The 16330-nt window shown below is 55.6% G+C and carries 14 protein-coding genes; 5 read left to right on the top strand and 9 right to left on the bottom strand.

What is annotated here, in order from left to right; translation table 11 throughout:
• Positions 1–169: 169 nt before the first annotated feature.
• Both INT20_RS04600 and INT20_RS04595 read right to left on the bottom strand, forming a co-directional pair.
• Positions 170–1435 (bottom strand): inorganic phosphate transporter, encoded by a 1266-nt coding sequence (locus tag INT20_RS04600; protein WP_193055359.1) that lies wholly within the window; start codon positions 1433–1435, stop codon positions 170–172.
• A gap of 9 nt (positions 1436–1444) precedes the next feature.
• On the bottom strand, positions 1445–2125 hold the full coding sequence (locus tag INT20_RS04595) for a TIGR00153 family protein (protein ID WP_193055358.1): 681 nt from the start codon (positions 2123–2125) through the stop codon (positions 1445–1447).
• 137 nt (positions 2126–2262) lie between these two features.
• On the opposite strand from INT20_RS04595, the gene INT20_RS04590 reads away from it, so the two are divergent.
• Both INT20_RS04590 and INT20_RS04585 read left to right on the top strand, forming a co-directional pair.
• Positions 2263–3180, top strand: a complete 918-nt coding sequence (locus INT20_RS04590) for a CYTH domain-containing protein (RefSeq protein WP_193055357.1) — start codon at positions 2263–2265, stop codon at positions 3178–3180.
• 88 nt (positions 3181–3268) lie between these two features.
• A complete protein-coding gene (locus INT20_RS04585; RefSeq protein WP_193055356.1) occupies positions 3269–4144 on the top strand; it encodes an ion transporter in 876 nt (291 codons plus the stop codon).
• Positions 4145–4198: 54 nt separating this feature from the next.
• Here the strand turns inward: INT20_RS04585 and INT20_RS04580 are convergent, their stop codons facing one another.
• From INT20_RS04580 to INT20_RS04570, 3 genes are all read right to left on the bottom strand, one after another.
• Positions 4199–4975 carry a 5'-nucleotidase, lipoprotein e(P4) family gene (locus INT20_RS04580; protein WP_172118187.1) on the bottom strand — a complete coding sequence of 259 codons (777 nt, stop codon included), beginning with the start codon at positions 4973–4975 and terminating at the stop codon, positions 4199–4201.
• Between the two features lie 229 nt (positions 4976–5204).
• Positions 5205–5828: an L-threonylcarbamoyladenylate synthase gene (locus INT20_RS04575; protein ID WP_087108002.1), complete on the bottom strand. Its 624-nt coding sequence runs from the start codon at positions 5826–5828 to the stop codon at positions 5205–5207.
• A gap of 64 nt (positions 5829–5892) precedes the next feature.
• Positions 5893–6834: a PHP domain-containing protein gene (locus tag INT20_RS04570; protein WP_193055355.1), complete on the bottom strand. Its 942-nt coding sequence runs from the start codon at positions 6832–6834 to the stop codon at positions 5893–5895.
• Between the two features lie 199 nt (positions 6835–7033).
• Here INT20_RS04570 and INT20_RS04565 point away from each other — a divergent pair, with 199 nt between their 5' ends.
• Both INT20_RS04565 and mnmC read left to right on the top strand, forming a co-directional pair.
• Positions 7034–7333 (top strand): YciI family protein, encoded by a 300-nt coding sequence (locus INT20_RS04565; protein WP_172118189.1) that lies wholly within the window; start codon positions 7034–7036, stop codon positions 7331–7333.
• Positions 7334–7489: 156 nt separating this feature from the next.
• Positions 7490–9487 carry a bifunctional tRNA (5-methylaminomethyl-2-thiouridine)(34)-methyltransferase MnmD/FAD-dependent 5-carboxymethylaminomethyl-2-thiouridine(34) oxidoreductase MnmC gene (gene mnmC, locus INT20_RS04560; RefSeq protein WP_193056506.1) on the top strand — a complete coding sequence of 666 codons (1998 nt, stop codon included), beginning with the start codon at positions 7490–7492 and terminating at the stop codon, positions 9485–9487.
• Here the strand turns inward: mnmC and INT20_RS04555 are convergent.
• The 4 genes from INT20_RS04555 to INT20_RS04540 form a co-directional block, all read right to left on the bottom strand.
• On the bottom strand, positions 9481–9753 hold the full coding sequence (locus INT20_RS04555; protein WP_172118191.1) for a YheU family protein: 273 nt from the start codon (positions 9751–9753) through the stop codon (positions 9481–9483). The genes mnmC and INT20_RS04555 overlap by 7 nt on opposite strands.
• Positions 9750–11786: an NAD-dependent DNA ligase LigA gene (gene ligA / locus INT20_RS04550; RefSeq protein ID WP_193056505.1), complete on the bottom strand. Its 2037-nt coding sequence runs from the start codon at positions 11784–11786 to the stop codon at positions 9750–9752. Before ligA ends, INT20_RS04555 begins: the two co-directional genes overlap by 4 nt.
• A gap of 109 nt (positions 11787–11895) precedes the next feature.
• Complete coding sequence (gene zipA / locus INT20_RS04545) at positions 11896–13650, bottom strand: cell division protein ZipA (protein WP_193056504.1); 1755 nt, start codon at positions 13648–13650, stop codon at positions 11896–11898.
• 512 nt (positions 13651–14162) lie between these two features.
• Positions 14163–15062: a LysR family transcriptional regulator gene (locus tag INT20_RS04540; protein ID WP_226912036.1), complete on the bottom strand. Its 900-nt coding sequence runs from the start codon at positions 15060–15062 to the stop codon at positions 14163–14165.
• A gap of 78 nt (positions 15063–15140) precedes the next feature.
• Here INT20_RS04540 and INT20_RS04535 point away from each other — a divergent pair, with 78 nt between their 5' ends.
• Positions 15141–16310: a mandelate racemase/muconate lactonizing enzyme family protein gene (locus INT20_RS04535; RefSeq protein WP_193056503.1), complete on the top strand. Its 1170-nt coding sequence runs from the start codon at positions 15141–15143 to the stop codon at positions 16308–16310.
• The last annotated feature ends 20 nt before the right edge of the window (positions 16311–16330 follow it).

The raw sequence follows: 16330 nt of genomic DNA, 5'->3' as shown, positions 1-16330 counted from the left end.
GGTGAAAGAAAAAACGACGTTTACAACACTACTCGCGCTACTTTACCAGAGCGCAAAAAACAGCGGCACCTTCTATTGCAAATCGGCTAGCGCAAATCTGCATGAAGGTGCCGCTGATCTTGAGGCTTTTTGTGCGGGCGTGCGCCGGGTGGCGCCGCCTGTTACACCGTTAGCCGAACATGCCTTTAAACATAAAGAAGAACACAATCGCTAAGCCTGCACCGGCGGGCAGGGTAATCAACCAAGAGACAACAATGGTGCCAATAACGCGCAGGTTAAGTGCCGCCATACCGCGCGCCAGCCCGACACCCAACACCGCGCCGACCAGCGTATGGGTCGTTGAAATTGGCAGGCCCGTGCCCGAGGCAACGACGACGGTACTCGCAGCGGCAAGCGTTGCGGCAAAGCCACGGCTAGGGGTGAGCTCGGTGATCCCGGTGCCCACGGTCGCAATTACCCGACGCCCATACGTCACCAGACCAACGACGATACCCGCGCCGCCCAATACCAGCACCCACCAGGGCACCAACGCCGCGCTATCAATCATACCTTCGCTGCGCACGACACTTATGACGGCGGCCAGCGGCCCCACCGCATTGGCGACATCGTTGGAACCGTGAGCAAAGGCCATGGCACACGCGGTAAAGATCATCAGCACGCCGAAAACACGCTCAACATTGGCATAGCCAAAGTGGTCATTGGCGTTCTTGGTGTACTTGATACGCCGCTGCATTACTATGCCAAGGCCCATGATCAGCACACCAATCAGAATCGAAAGCAGCAGGCTTTCGCTGAAGCTAAGATGCAGACCAACATGGGAAAGGCCTTTGGTCAGCGTCACCATGGCAACAATAAAGCCGACCAAAAATATATAGCCCGGCACATAGCGCTTGGCCGCCGCTAACGGATCTGAACTCTCGAAAATCAAGTGGTGTACCGACTTAAACAGCATATAGCCGATGGTACCGGCAATCAGCGGAGAAATAGCCCAACTAGAGGCAATCTGGCCGACCTTGTCCCAGGCCACCGCATCAACGCCTAGACCTACCGCCGCGAAACCGACAATGGCACCAACAATGGAGTGTGTGGTCGACACCGGCCAGCCGCGGGCAGAAGCGACCATCAGCCAAATGCCTGCCGCCAACAGCGCTGACAGCATGCCGTAAACCAAAAACTGTGGGTTGGCTTCAAGCAGGTTGGGATCAATGATGCCGCCACGAATGGTGGCGGTAACCTCACCACCGGCAAGCCAGGCGCCTAAAAATTCGAAAATAACAGCAATGATGATGGCTTGCTTGATGGTGATCGCTTTCGACCCCACCGACGTTCCCATGGCGTTGGCAACATCGTTTGCGCCGACGCCCCACGCCATGAAAAAGCCAAATAAACAGGCCAGAATAATAAATATCTCGCCGTACTGGGCAATAATTTGCATTGGTTTCCCTTAGCGTGCGGTCAAAATCTGCAAGCGACTGCCTACGCGCTCAGCACGGTCAGACACTTCACCCACCCATTCGATAATCTTGTAAAGAAAGATCACATCGACGGGCGGTAGCTGGCTTTCAAGCTGAAACAGCTGGCGACGAATGGCCACCTGCTGACTATCTGCCTGGTGTTCAAGGTTATGCAGCTCACGGATCATGTTGCTCATAACATCCGCGACGTTACGCCCAAAGCCTGACTCTAAAAGCTCCATCAGCTCTTCAAGGGCCTGGCGCGCTTGGGCCACACATGCCACGCTAGTCGCCATATAATCGCGCATCGGATCAGCGAGCTCATCAGGCACGCGCATTTTACGGCCTAGCATAATGCCGGTAATGTCGCGCACCTTGTTGGCGATTTTGTCCTGGACACTAATCAAATCCAGTAGATCAGACCGTGAAACCGGCAGAAACATGGTGCTGGGCAGGTTGAGCCGTAGATCCGTTTTCAGCACATCCGCTTCGTGTTCTAAACGGGTTACGTTTTCACGCAGCTCAGTGGCGGTATCCCAATCGCCAGCAAGCGATGCTTCAAAAAACGGTAACAGTTGGTCGGCGCATTCATTGGCCTTGACGATGTGGGCCAGCAGCGGCTGGAATGGCGAGCGGCCAAACATCGCGGAAAAAGGGTTGGAGGTAACCATAGAGCCTTTTAGCCTGTTTTCGGGGGAGCCTGGAAATGGCAACGCCAGTATAAAGAGTGCGCTCGCCGCCGTCATGAAAACTTCATATTGGTAGCAAAAATTTAACCAGTACTTCACGTTTAAGAGTGGCTATTGTCATGAAAAATGCAACACCAATCGAAGTAGAGATAAAACTTGCGCTTGCCCAAGCCAGTATTGAGGCGCTCAAGCACCACTCTTTGCTCGACACAAAAACACCGTTAATCCAGACCTTAGCCAATACCTACTTCGACACACCGACCCATGACATGGCCAACGCACGAATCGCAGTGCGTCTTCGTCAAGTTGATGGCCGCGTGCTGCAAACGGTAAAAACGGCGGGCCAGGGGGGTGGCGGATTATCCAGCCGCCAGGAGTGGGAGTGGCCGGTCGCACGCGCTGAACTCGACCAGGCAGGTCTCGCTGAGCTTCCCCCTTTCAGTGACGAGCCAGTCAATAATGGGCCTGCCCACAAAGTGCTCAGAGAACGACTAACGCATCTAGCCCCCATACTGCGCACCGACTTTACCCGATATAGCTGGCAGCTCGACTGGCAGGGCAGCCAGATTGAGCTGGTACTGGATGAAGGCGAAATTGAAAGTGGTGGCTACCGCACGCCCATTTGTGAAGTAGAACTGGAGCTTAAAAACGGTGACCCGCAAGCGCTCTGGTCGCTGGCGATTGCGCTAGCAGAACAGGTTCCGCTTCGCCCATCTGATAGCAGCAAGGCATCGCGGGGTAACGCCTTGCGCGCCCAACAGTGGCCGCTTCCTAACGCCACGACACCTGCTGAATGGCTACACCGGGCAACGCTTGCCCTTGATGCCTACCACGACAACCAGCAGCGCCCGTTCCTAAACCTTACCCATGAGGCGCTGACCCGGTTGGCCGAACACGCATCACTGCCCGAGGACATGAAGTCCCAGGCGGCTCACCTATCCACAGCGCTAGATGACGCTGGTCAACCCCGTATTGCCTATGGCGTAACGCTCCTGACGCTTTCCCATCGTTTAGCGCTGCAACGCGAGCTAAGCTAACCTTCACGTTGTTTTAGATAGATTCAAGCACGTTTGCCCATAGACCTAATCACTGTGATAAGTGATTGCTCATTTCATCAGGATCGCCATGAGTTTTAACCTGACCCCTGCCGCGGAAGGGCTTCGCACACAGCTGTTTCACGTTATTTTCGAGTCCGACACGCCCACTGCCAAGGGATTCGATATTGCGCTGATTGTGATGATTTTGGGCAGCGTCGCCGTCATTCTGCTCGGCAGTGTTCAGGAGGTTTCCCAGGAGTATGGCTGGCTTTTCTACTACCTGGAGTGGGGCTTTACGATTCTGTTCACCGTGGAGCTTGCGGTACGCATCTACTGCCTTGAACGTCCCACGGTCTATCTGAAAAGCTTTTATGGCGTGGTCGATCTAATCTCCATCCTGCCAGCCTGGCTGGTACTGCTGATGCCCGGCTTTCATGCGCTGGTGATTATTCGCATACTCCGCGTGCTGCGCATTTTCCGTATCCTGCGCCTGATGGAATTTGTGGGCGAAGGACGACTGCTGATCGAAGCATTAAAGCGTAGCGTGCGCCAGGTACTGCTGTTTTTCTGCAGTATTTTTATGGTTGTCACCATGTTTGCCGCGCTGATGTATACCATCGAGTCGCCGGAAAGCGGCTTTACCAGTATTCCCATGTCGATCTACTGGGCGGTGGTCAGCGTTACCACGGTGGGGTATGGCGATATCGTGCCGGGCACAGCGCTTGGCAAAGCGATTACTGTGCTTCTCATCCTGATTGGCTACTCGATTATCGCCGTGCCTACCGGCATTTTTTCAGCCCAGGTCATCCGCTCTATCCGTGAAGACCGCTACTCCGATGAAGCGTGCCCAGGATGCGGCCACGACCGTCACGAAAAAGACGCACTCTACTGCCTTCGTTGTGGCACCTGGCTGGATGAAAACAGTGAAGACCCGCGCAAAGAGAAACAGACTGAAGAGATGTAATCGCCTCAAGCGAAAAAGGCCGCCGGTTCAGGCGGCCTCTGCTTAATGTCTTGCTTAATTGTCTTCGAAGGGAGCCTGCCAGACATCAAGCTCAGCGTTGCGCCAGCTGCCATAGGTCGCATTGGGGAACACGATCCAGTCCTGCCCAAACCGTTCAGCGTTTTCATCTACCAGCCGTTTCTGCTCCTCCAGCTCAACGCCAGCAAACACGTCAGAAAAGTCGTGAAGCGTATCGCCCAGTTGCATCACCAGCGCGTACTGCTCGGCCACGACGGCCCGACGCTCGCCTTTGGGCGGCCCCAGCAGCATAACGCTCTGCTCGGACACTTGGGGTAACCCTAACGTCTCCAGAGTGGCTAGCGTTGCCGACTTGTTTTCCTCATAGCGGTCAGAGACATAATAGATGGCAACGCCCTGCTCATCAGCAAATTCCAAAAAAGCTCTGGCGCCCGGGATCAGGCTCGGCTCACCTTCGCGCTCCCAGTGTTTCCACGTGTCCCAAGTCGTAAAGTCGTGACACGCCTGCATATCGCGCACCAATAACGCACTGTTATCAATAACGGTTTCATCAAGATCGGTAATGATAGCCAGCTCAGCGTCTTCACCATGGGCAGCTATCTGGTCCTTCAAGCGGTACGTTGCCAGCTCGAACCCCTGCCGCTGCAACGCGATGACTTCGGCAGCCTGCTGCTGGTAGCGAAGCCCCATTGCGTACTCATTCATCTCACAAGCGGCACTGTCGCTGGCCACAGCATTAACAGACACAGGTAACGCTGCCAGACTTGCGAAAGCCGAAGCAATAACGGCACTGCGATAACGGAACATCGTCATTAAGCACTCTCCATTTTTTTATGATGATCGGGCGGAAAGCGAATTCCACTCAATTTATAAAAAATTATTATGAACATTTGGCGTTTTTAGCCTAATTTATTTTTATTGGTCATTCAAATAATAAAAATAGAGTATAACTGGCATGAAAGGTGACGATAGATTTACATCGGGAGTGCAGATAAACAGATCGCGCCATGCCTAGCAGCTGCCAGAGCATGGCGTGGGTAAGTCAGTTGGCGAAGGGAGCCGTGTCACCGCGTCCGGCACGGACAATTTTGGGCGGTAGCTCTCGCAGGTCGATGACGCTGGTGGGGTCCAGGTGGCAGGCGCCACCGTCAATAATCAGGTCCAAATGCGCTTCAAAGCGGTCACGAATTTCCTCTGGGTCGCTCATGGGAAGGTCCTCCCCCACCGGAATCAGCGTAACGCTCATTAGCGGTTCGCCAAGCGCTTGCAGTAGCGCATGAGCAATCCGGTGATCAGGTACGCGTACGCCAATGGAGCGCCGTTTGGGGTGCAGCAGCAGGCGCGGGACTTCTGTCGTGGCATCCAGAATGTAGGTGTACGGTCCTGGCGTATGCGCTTTCAGCAGCCGAAACACCGCATTATCTACCTTGGCGTAAGTGCCAATTTCCGAAAGGTCCGAGCACATCAGCGTAAAGTTGTGCTTGTCATCCAGCGAGCGCAACCACTTGATCTTTTCAATAGCCTTCTTTTCGCCCAGATGACAGCCTAACGCGTAACCTGAGTCAGTGGGATAAGCCACCACACCGCCTTTGCGAATAATCTCAATCGCTTGATCAATCAGGCGCTTTTGTGGGTTTTCTGGATGAATCTGGAAATATTGGCTCATTGTCTGCTCCTGCCCGTGGGCGCGTTTCAGTCCATTAGGGTATTCGCTTTTATCAAACGCTTACTCATACCATAGCTGACGCAGCGGCTAATGGACCAGCGGGGGCATTGCGTAAATGCGCTAAGCGAGGGTGCTGCCAAATGGGCGGCGCGGCCGTGCGCGGCACCATGCACATGCTGCCAGGGGCGGCGTGGCTGCCGGGAAAGTGGAAGTCGCTGCCTAACGAGGCGTAAAGCCCACGCTCGACCATTTGACGAGCCAGGTCCCTTGTGACATCCGGGTTCTGCTGGCCACTCACCAATTCAACCGCGTCACCACCTGCGGCCTGAAAGGTATCCATTAACTGCCCTCGCTTACGCCGGGTTAAGCCGTAGCGTAAAGGGTGGGCAATCACCGCAACGCCACCAGAGGCCACCACCCACTCGACGACTTCGCTGATTTCTGGCCAGTGAGCTTTAACATCGCCTTTTTTACCGCTGCCAAGGTAGCGTTTAAACGCAGTGGCCCAATCGGCCACAACCCCCTCGGCCACTAACGCGCGGGCAAAATCAGGCCGGCCTAGCGGGCGGTCACTGCCTGCCTGCTCCCGGGCTTTTTCCAAGGCATTTTTAAGGCCCACTTTCTCTAACCGCTCGGCTATCACTTCTGCGCGCTGAATACGCGCCAGCCGCTGCTGTTCAAGCCCTTCAACCAGCGGACCTTGCAGGCCACCGGGCATCAGCGCCACGACGTGGATGTTAATGCCTTGCCAGCGAGTGGATAACTCGCAGCCAGGCACCAGGCATAGCCCGGCTTGTACCGCCGCCTTTCCAGCCTCGTCGATGCCGTCCATGGTGTCATGGTCTGTCAGCGCCATGTGGGTAAGGCCACGCGCTGCGCACAGCGACACCAACTCCGTGGGGGTTAACGCGCCATCCGACGCCGTTGAGTGCATATGCAGGTCAGCCGTGTAGCGCTGATCGGCATCAAACACCGCAGGAAGTAACGTTGCAGGAAGTAGAGGCATGGGCATGACGTCATGTGGCGAGTTTGTCAGAATAGGGATGTCTACCACGAACAGTTATAAAGTGCTGTGTTCAAAAGACCTGGTGTTCACAGCGCTGCGCGTGGGACGATTTACAAACGCTCGCCATGGTGCGCGCTTATGTAGATGCGGTCAATGCTGCATAGGGCGCTTTACTACATGCTTTTAAGGAGTTATCCCCATGCTCTACGCCATTATTAGTGAAGACGTATCGAATAGCCTTGAACGCCGCCTGGCGGCCCGCCCGGACCATTTGGCACGCTTGGAAACGCTACGCGATGAAGGTCGCTTGGTGCTCGCGGGCCCGCACCCCGCTGCGGATACTGAAAACCCCGGCGACGCGGGTTTTAGCGGCAGCCTGGTGGTGGCTGAATTCGACAGTTTGGAAGCCGCTCAGGGCTGGGCTGACGCCGATCCATACATCATTGCAGGTGTCTATGCCAAGGTAATTGTTAAGCCGTTCAAGAAAGTTTTGCCTTGACCGATTAGGGCGAGTGTGGAGGGTCCGCCTGCTAATTCACAGAGCCTGTGGAAAACTCTGTGCAAACCCGGCGGACGCTTTTCGCTAAGCCAGAGATAGCGCCCTGATTAACAAATTGATTATTTTTTAACCACTTCAGTCATTACGGATATCCGCGTGCCTCAACGCCTTACTGATTTACCCCCTTTAACGGCGTTAAGCGCGCCATTACTCACCTGGAGTGACACTTCACCGCACTCGGATGATTTTGATGACGTGTACTTTTCCCGTGAGGGCGGTCTTGAAGAAACCGAGCACGTTTTTTTAAATACCAACCGCTTGCCTGAGCGATTTGCCGCTTGGGAAAACACGCGCGCCTTTGTGATCGGGGAAACCGGCTTTGGCACGGGCCTTAATATGCTGTGTGCCTGGGCCTGCTTTGAGCAGCACGCGCCAACCGGGGCACGGCTGCATTTTTTATCCACAGAAAAGTATCCCTTGGATCAGGTATCGCTTGAGCGCGCCCTACGCGCCTGGCCGTCGCTTGCCGGTTATTCACAGCGGCTTTGCGAGCAGTGGCCCTCACCCGTTAGCGGCGTACACCGCCTGCACCTGAGCGACCGCGTGACGCTGGATCTGCATTATGGCGATACCACCGAGCGGCTGACGCTTTTAGATGGTCAGGTCGATGCCTGGTTTCTGGACGGCTTTGCACCTTCTAAAAATCCACAAATGTGGCAGCCCGAGCTGTTTGAGGCCATGGCGGCGCGCTCTCGGCCGGGGGCCACCTTTGCCACGTTCACCTGCGCGGGCATTGTTAAGCGGGGCTTGAAAGCGGCAGGCTTTAGCTGGAAAAAAGTCCCGGGCTGCGGGCATAAGCGCGAAATACTGGCAGGCATGATTGACACACCGCCTACCGATAAGCGCCGTGAGGCAACGCCCTGGTTTACGCCGCCAGCGCCTCTTCCCACGCAGCAGGTGGCGGTTATCGGGGCAGGGATCGCTGGGTGCAGCGTGGCAGCAGCACTTGCCAGGCGTGGCGTTAATGTGACGGTGATCGAGCGCGAAACACCCGGCGCAGGCGGCTCGGGTAATCGCCAGGGGGCGCTTTATGTGAAGCTTGCGGCCGACACCAACCACCAAAGCCGGTTTTATCTCTCCGGCCTTTTATACAGCCAGCGCTGGCTTAATCAGCTCAAGGTTCCAACGCTTTGGCAGCCCTGCGGCGTCGTGCAACTGGCCACCAACGCGAAAGAGACCAAGCGCCAGCAGCGCTTTAGCGAGCAGCATGCGCTTCCCGAAAGCGTGGTGTCGCCGCTTACCCAAGGGTTGAGTGAGAAAGCCGGTGTGGCCATTGAAGCCGAACACGCCCTGTTTTATCCACACGCAGGCTGGGTGCGACCCAAAGCGCTATGTGAGCACTTACTCCAAACGCCTAATATCACGCTGAGACAGGGCGATGTTACGTCCCTTACGCGTGAAAATGACCGCTGGCAGCTCGCACTTGCTGATGGAAATACGATAAGTGCAGACCAGGTGGTGATTGCAAGCGCTCACTACGCCAATACGTATGCTCAGACGGCCAGCCTGCCGCTCCAACAGGTGCGCGGCCAGGTCAGTGAAGTGAGGCTGCCCGCCGGCGTAAAAGGCCCTGAGCGGGTGGTATGCGCCGGTGGCTATGTGTCGCCCGCCATTGAAGGGGTGCTTACCTTTGGGGCAAGCTTCGTGCCCAACAATGCTTCTACCGACGTGACCGATACCGACCACCAGCGCAATATTGATGAGCTTCGCCAAACGCTTCCAGCGCTGGTGGCAGAACTTGAAAGCGCAGGCACCCACCTGACTCCACAGGCGCTTGAAGGACGTGCGGCGGTACGCGCGGCAAGCCCTGATAAAACGCCCTATGCAGGCCCAGTCCCCAACGCCTCGGCCTGGCAGACAGCCTATGCCGTGCTGGCAAAAGACGCCTCGCGAGTGCCAAACGCCCCGGGTGAGCACTACCCAGGGTTGTGGATATCTACCGCCCACGGCTCCCGCGGGCTTTCCAGTGCGCCGTTATGCGCCGAGCTTATTGCCTCCCGACTGCTTGATGACCCCATGCCGCTTGAGGCTCAGTTGGTCGACCACCTTCATCCTGGGCGACGTATTATCAGCGCGATTATTCGCGGTCAGTAGTCACCCTCTTCCTCATCATCTGCCAGATCACGACCGAAGGAACGCCACTGCGCCAAGGTCATTACTTCGGTCATTTCAAGCTTGAGGTCATGGGCAATAATCAGTTCACTGCGCGCCAACTGCTGTTTCAGCTCGTCGACCCACCCTTTCATCCCCGTGCCGGTATCGGTGGTGTCATAACCCTGCCGGGTAACAAACGCCTCCAGCAACGCATCAAGGGTTTCCGGCGGCAACATGCGGGCGGGTACTTCAATGAAACGGCTCATTCGCTCTGCTCCCACTGCGCAAGGCGCTCAATAAAGGTGGCTTCATCCACAACCTCTACGCCCAGCTGTTCCGCTTTGGTTAACTTACTACCGGCCGCTTCACCGGCGACCAGCGCCGTGGTCTTTTTCGAAACGCTACCCGCTACTTTGGCGCCAAGCGCCTGTAGCCGAGCCTTGCCCTCGTCACGGGTCATGCTTTCCATGGCGCCCGTCAGCACCCAGGTTTGGCCTTCTAGCGGTGTAGGGCCTTGGGTAACGTCGGCTTCCTGCCAGGTGACGCCTGCCTCAATCAAGGCAGCAAGGGTCTCCTGGTTATGGGGCTGGCGGAAAAAGGTGTGTACGTGGGCCGCCACAATGGGGCCAACATCGTTGACCGCCTCAAGCGCTGCCTGTTCGGCTGCTTGAAGCGCTTGCAACGTTCCAAAATGGCTCGCCAGATTGGCAGCGGTGGCCTCACCCACCTCGCGAATACCCAATGCGTAGATAAACCGAGCGAGCGTCGTATGACGAGCTTTATCCAGCGCGTTGACCAGATTAATGGACGATTTTTCGCCCATACGCGGCAAGCTCTGCCATTGCTCAACCGTCAGGTGAAACAGGTCGGCAGGTGTTTTCACCCAATCCAGCTCTACCAGTTGGTCGATCAGTTTGACGCCCAGGCCATCTACATCCAGGGCCTTGCGGCTGGAGAAGTGTTTGAGCGCTTCTTTACGCTGGGCAGCGCAGAAAAGCCCACCCGAGCAACGCGCTACCGCTTCGCCTGCCACGCGTTCGATATCCGAACCGCACACCGGGCAGTGCTCGGGGAACACAATCGGCTGCGCGTCTATTGGGCGTTTTTCCTTATCGACCCGGACCACTTGGGGGATCACATCGCCTGCGCGGCGAATAGCCACCGTATCGCCAATCATGACATCCAGGCGGGTGATTTCATCGGCGTTGTGCAGCGTCGCGTTGGAAACGGTAACGCCTGCAACGCTAACGGGTTCAAGCCTTGCCACTGGTGTGATGGCACCCGTACGGCCTACCTGAAACTCAACGTCATTCAGCGTGGTGATCTCTTCCTGAGCGGGGTACTTAAACGCCGTTGCCCAGCGGGGTGCGCGAGCCACAAACCCAAGCTCACGCTGATAGCGCAGTGCATTCACCTTGATCACCACGCCGTCGATGTCGTAGCCCAACTGGTCGCGCTTCTCACCCAACTGCTCGCAATACTCAACGACCGCCTGCGAGCCGGTCAGCACTTTTAACTCCGCGCTGGCGCGAAAGCCCAGCGTTACCAGTCGATCCATTAGTGCGCTATGCGTGGTGTCGCCCATGTCCGGTTCCAGACGCGCCGCCTGATAGGCATGAAACTCCAACGGGCGGGTAGCAGTAATCTCGGGGTTCAACTGACGTAAACTACCGGCAGCGGCGTTACGCGGGTTGGCAAATACCTTACTGCCCTCCTCGCGTGCACGCTCGTTAAGCGCTTCAAACCCCTGGTGGCGCATGATGACTTCACCGCGCACTTCCAAAAGCTCAGGAATGTGCTTGCCCATTAGCTTTAAAGGCACCGAGCGCAGCGTACGCAGGTTAGAGGTAATGCCTTCCCCGGTGCGGCCATCGCCACGGGTGGCGCCACTCACCAGCACGCCCTGCTCATACACCAGCGATACCGCAGCGCCATCAAGCTTCGGTTCACAGGTAAACTCAACGTCATCTGCTGCGCACTCCAAGCGCTCTGCGACGCGCTCAGCAAAGGCCACGATGTCGTCGCCGCTAAACGCGTTATCCAGCGAGAGCATGGGGATGGCGTGGGCGACCGAAGGAAAGCCATCAGCAGGGGCCGCACCCACGCGCTGAGTCGGTGAATCCGGAGAGACGAGCGTTGGGTTTTCAGCTTCCAGCTGCTTTAAGCGTTGCAGTCTCCGGTCATAGTCAGCGTCCGATAACGTTGGCTCATCCAATACGTAGTAACGGTAGTTGGCTTCATCAAGCTCGGCGCGCAGCTGGGTGACTGCTTCCAGCACTTGGGGGTCAGGCTGACTCATTAACGTTGGTTTCCATCGTACGGGCTAAAATCAATCACAAAAAAGACACATCCTGGAACAAAAACACCCGCCTTCTGCAAGAAGGCGGGTGTTTAACAGCAAGCGCTACTTAGTGGGCTTGCATGTGGCGATGCAAGCGGTGGCGGCGTTCAAAATCATGCACCCGCTGGCGGGCAAACTCAATGGTTTGAGCCGTCATGACGCTGCGATTTTCATCCTTCAGCTCGCCACTCATATGGCGAACCACGACCATAGCGGTTTCCACCATGGCTTCAAAGGCTGCAGAGCTGTCGACCGCTCCCGGCAAGGGCATCAGGAAGGTGATCCCTGGCGTTACAAACTCACCCATCTCTTCAATAGGGAATGTGCCGGGTTTAACCACGTTAATCATTGAGAACTGAAGTTCGCTGTCGTCACTTTCTGTTTCAAAGCGGTGGAACACACCCATGGCACGGCTGTAGCGTAGGCCGCACGCCATAATGAGATCCAGCAACTTGCTGCCATCGAAGCCTTCCGGGTCCCGGGAGAGCACGCTGATAACCACCACCTCATCGGCGTTGGTCAATGTTTCTTTGGCATGTTCACCCGGCACATCATGACGCAACGCTTTTTCAAGCGTTGGGTGAGCACGTACGACATTATCACGCGAGCCACGCACCGGCGCTTCATCGTAGGCTTCATAGTCATCGTACTGATCCGCTGATGTTTCATGCGCATAAGCAGGTTCAGACTCGTCATGGCGTGCAGCGGCCCGTTGCGCTTCCGCAGCAATTTCGGCGGCTTCGCAAGCTTCGGCCTGCTCCTGGGCAATGCGGGCTTTTTCTGCCTCGGCAGCTTCTTTTGCTTCACGGCGCTGCTCGGCTTCAAGCGCTTTGCGCTCTGCTTTCAGCTTGGCGGCGGCTTCAGCACGCTTGGCCTTTTCAGCTTTCTTACGGGCTTTTTCTTGGCGACGCTGTATCAGGCGACGTTTAAGCGAGCGGCCCATACCCTCAAAATCAACCAGCCGATACTCATCAACGGCATCATCATCCAGCTCGTCATACTCGCCGGCCGTATCTTCACGCAGTTGACGACGCTTGGGCGCCCTGGCCGAAGCGGCATCTTCTGGCTCTGCACGCAACACAGGATCGGCGTCTGTTTCAACAGCGAGGACCGGCTCAGCGGGGCTCTCCTTATTCACCGCGACGGATTCATTCACCGCGACTGACTCTTCTTTCGCAGCAACGGACTCTTCGTTGGCAGTAGATAGGGAGATAGACGGCTCTCCAGTGTGTGGCTTGCTTTGGGTTGGCACTTGCTCGGCAATAGGCGCATGCGCTTCTGACGCTGTTTTGTCTACCGACTGAGTGTTAACAGGATTGGCTTGTGCCGTTGGCTGGGGTTCAACCTGGCTCACGTCCGCTGGAGCGTCGCTATTCGGGAAGATGCTTGGCTCTCGACGATCAATGTCAGCCGGGTGTGCTTTAGGCGCAGCGGCCTGGCGCTGAGGCTGTGCAGATGCTGCTGTATCCACTGGCGGAGTAGTCGCTTTACGCTTAGGGACCGCATTGGCAAAGGAGCGCCTAAATTCGGATAGCACTCTGGAAGGCCCTGGATGGTCTTGACGTTCCAACTTGGGTTTCGCGCCGACCCCACTATAGTCCGCAGGTTTAACGACACGTGCGCCACCGTTCGGAAGCTCCCAGCTAATTTCGGCTTCTTTAGCCTCATCATCCAGCTCGGTTAGCTTCGCCTCGGGAAGGTCCTTAACCGCCTGGTCCAGACGAGGGACGCGCCGCTGGCGTTGGAGTCGTCGCACACCGTCGACTACGATGAGCGACACCAACGCCAGTCCTAAAATGATTAACCATTCTCTTAGTTCCATGTCGAACATTCCATGGGTCATTTAACCGGTTACTAAAGCGCCATACCTGAGTGAAAACCTTTCAGGTGGTAAATAAATACCACTAGCATAGCGCGGTTACTATAAATAGAGCCATTTTTTAGCGATTTCTACGTTATGGCACGGTTCCTAAGCACAGTTCCTAAGTACAGTTCCTGACGTTTTCTAAGCAATATTGACGTTCATCGTGATCAGACTCAGTTGCTATTATTCAGGTCGTGAATCTGCTCTTTAATCCTAGTGTATATGTACTGAATCTATCTTACTTAATGTTTACTTAATCCTTAAAGCGAAGCGAGCTTAACAACCAACCTGCCACTACTGTATATAAAAACAGCAAAAGGCTTTAATCCAGCTCAGCCACACTAGTTCAAGGTAAACCTACCATAGCATTAACCACAATTTTATAATGATCAATATAGATAAGTTGAGCGTTTTTACACATTTTTTTATTATTTCTACTCAATTTGTTAACAGTTGTAGCAGTTATTTGCTTAACCGTTGGACAGCTTTTGCCAGAATGCGTTCGCAAAGTGGCTGGCTAATACACGTGGTCGGGTCAGGTGTATTTCTAACGGGATGTCCCACGAATCATCTAATGCACGCACCAACCTTCCATCGCTAATCTCTTGTTCTGAAAGGCTTTTAGGTATCCATGCCAGGCCTTTATTTTCCAACACCATGGACATCAACACCGCAGCCAAGTGGCTGGTAAAGCGAGGTGCACTTATAAGAGAAGTGGCATTTTCATTAAGCCAGTGGTTAACAACACGGCCTAATCCCGAAGCATCGGTATATCCCAGGTAAGGCAACACTTCCAGGCACTGAGAACTGCTTAATTCTTTTCCCACCAGTGGAATCAGCGAATCCTCGCCCACCTTTATACTCTCAAACTGGTCAGGCGATAACCGTGAGGGAACAGCGCAATGCCGATGGCTTAACAAGAACTGGCAGTCACCTTGTAACAACAACTGCTCACACGTGGACATTGTATCCGAGTGAAGGCGCACGGCCTCCATGGGCGCTCCCTGCTCCAGGGCTCTTATCCAACGGGGGAAGAACGTAAATGACAGCGAGTGCGTCGCTGCAAACTGCAACGTTCGGGTCGCTTCCCCGGCAATTTGCTGTGCTTCAGCCCGCAAGCGGTACAGTCGGCCAATTGCGTCAAACGCACTGGCCTGTATGTGTTTACCGGCGTCGGTGAGCGTGGTGCCCTGTGGGGTGCGAATAAACAGGCTAACGCCCATCCACTGTTCAAACGCGCGGATCCGTCGGCTGAACGCGGGCTGGGTAATATGTCGGGAGTTTGCAGCACGTACAAAACTGCCGTGCTCGGCAAGGGCGGTAAAGTCTTCTAACCAGACGAGTTCCATGGGGCAATGCCGTTTCAGCATGGGAGCACCTAGTAATAGCATTGGGCAGCCCCCCTTGTCACGCATAGGGTTAAGCACTTAACCACCAAGGAGCTTGCCATGCGTATTGTGGATATTCGCGAGAAAACCGTTTCGATTGCCTCCCCGATTGCCAACGCTTATATCGATTTTTCCAAAATGACCTGTTCGGTCGTGGCCGTCATCACTGATGTGATACGCGACGGTAAACCCGTGATTGGCTACGGTTTTAACTCCAACGGGCGCTATGGCCAGGGAGCGCTCATGCGGGACCGCTTTCTGGATAGAATCACCGAGGCCAACCCCGACACGCTCATTGATCACGCCCGCGACAACCTGGACCCGTTTGCTATCTGGAACACCCTGATGAAAAACGAAAAGCCCGGCGGGCACGGTGAGCGCTCGGTCGCGGTAGGCACGATCGACATGGCAATTTGGGATGCAGTCGCCAAAATTGAGGGCAAACCGCTCTACCAGTTGCTTGCCGAGCGTTATCGAAACGGCCAGGCCGACGATAAGGTCTGGGTATATGCGGCTGGTGGCTACTATTACCCTGGTAAAGACCACACCAGGCTGCAGGACGAAATGCGTAGCTACCTGGCGCGTGGCTACAACGTGGTAAAAATGAAGATTGGCGGCGCCCCGCTTGAAGAAGATATTCGGCGTATCGAAGCCGTGCTTGAAGTCGTTGGCGATGGCAGCCGCCTGGCGGTAGATGCCAATGGGCGCTTTGACCTGAAAACGGCAATCGCTTACGCCGAAGCGCTGAAGCCTTATAACCTCTTCTGGTACGAAGAAGCCGGTGACCCGCTGGATTACGCGCTTCAGGCGGAGCTTGTCAACCACTATGAATTACCCATGGCGACCGGCGAAAACCTGTTCTCGCACCAGGACGCCCGTAACCTGCTACGCCATGGCGGCATGCGTGCCGATCGCGATTTCGTGCAGTTCGACTGCGCCCTCTCTTATGGGCTGGTGGAGTACATGCGCACGCTGAACGTGATGGATGAGCTTGGCTGGTCATCGCGCCGCGTCGTACCCCACGGCGGCCACCAAATGTCACTGAATATCGCCGCAGGCTTGCACCTGGGCGGCAACGAATCCTATCCGGATGTCTTCCAGCCGTTTGGTGGCTTCGCTGACGGCATTCAGGTTGAAAATGGCTACGTCGGCCTGCCCGATCTTCCAGGCGTAGGCTTTGAAGCCAAATCCAGGCTGTATGCAGTGATGCGTGAGCTAGGCGAAGGCTAAGAAAATTCTGCCTTAATTCG

The sequence above is a fragment of the Halomonas citrativorans genome (genome assembly GCF_014898005.1).
Lineage (GTDB): Bacteria > Pseudomonadota > Gammaproteobacteria > Pseudomonadales > Halomonadaceae > Vreelandella > Vreelandella citrativorans.
This window is presented reverse-complemented; position numbering and strand designations above follow the sequence as displayed.

Coding starts and splice junctions, on each gene's coding strand:
- INT20_RS04580 (WP_172118187.1), bottom strand. CDS start 4,975: ATGACGATGTTCCGTTATCGCAGTGCCGTTATTGCTTCGGCTTTCGCA.
- INT20_RS04570 (WP_193055355.1), bottom strand. CDS start 6,834: ATGCCTCTACTTCCTGCAACGTTACTTCCTGCGGTGTTTGATGCCGAT.
- INT20_RS04565 (WP_172118189.1), top strand. CDS start 7,034: ATGCTCTACGCCATTATTAGTGAAGACGTATCGAATAGCCTTGAACGC.
- zipA (WP_193056504.1), bottom strand. CDS start 13,650: ATGGAACTAAGAGAATGGTTAATCATTTTAGGACTGGCGTTGGTGTCG.
- INT20_RS04590 (WP_193055357.1), top strand. CDS start 2,263: ATGAAAAATGCAACACCAATCGAAGTAGAGATAAAACTTGCGCTTGCC.
- ligA (WP_193056505.1), bottom strand. CDS start 11,786: ATGAGTCAGCCTGACCCCCAAGTGCTGGAAGCAGTCACCCAGCTGCGC.
- INT20_RS04600 (WP_193055359.1), bottom strand. CDS start 1,435: ATGCAAATTATTGCCCAGTACGGCGAGATATTTATTATTCTGGCCTGT.
- INT20_RS04575 (WP_087108002.1), bottom strand. CDS start 5,828: ATGAGCCAATATTTCCAGATTCATCCAGAAAACCCACAAAAGCGCCTG.
- INT20_RS04585 (WP_193055356.1), top strand. CDS start 3,269: ATGAGTTTTAACCTGACCCCTGCCGCGGAAGGGCTTCGCACACAGCTG.
- INT20_RS04540 (WP_226912036.1), bottom strand. CDS start 15,062: ATGCTGAAACGGCATTGCCCCATGGAACTCGTCTGGTTAGAAGACTTT.
- INT20_RS04535 (WP_193056503.1), top strand. CDS start 15,141: ATGCGTATTGTGGATATTCGCGAGAAAACCGTTTCGATTGCCTCCCCG.
- INT20_RS04555 (WP_172118191.1), bottom strand. CDS start 9,753: ATGAGCCGTTTCATTGAAGTACCCGCCCGCATGTTGCCGCCGGAAACC.
- INT20_RS04595 (WP_193055358.1), bottom strand. CDS start 2,125: ATGGTTACCTCCAACCCTTTTTCCGCGATGTTTGGCCGCTCGCCATTC.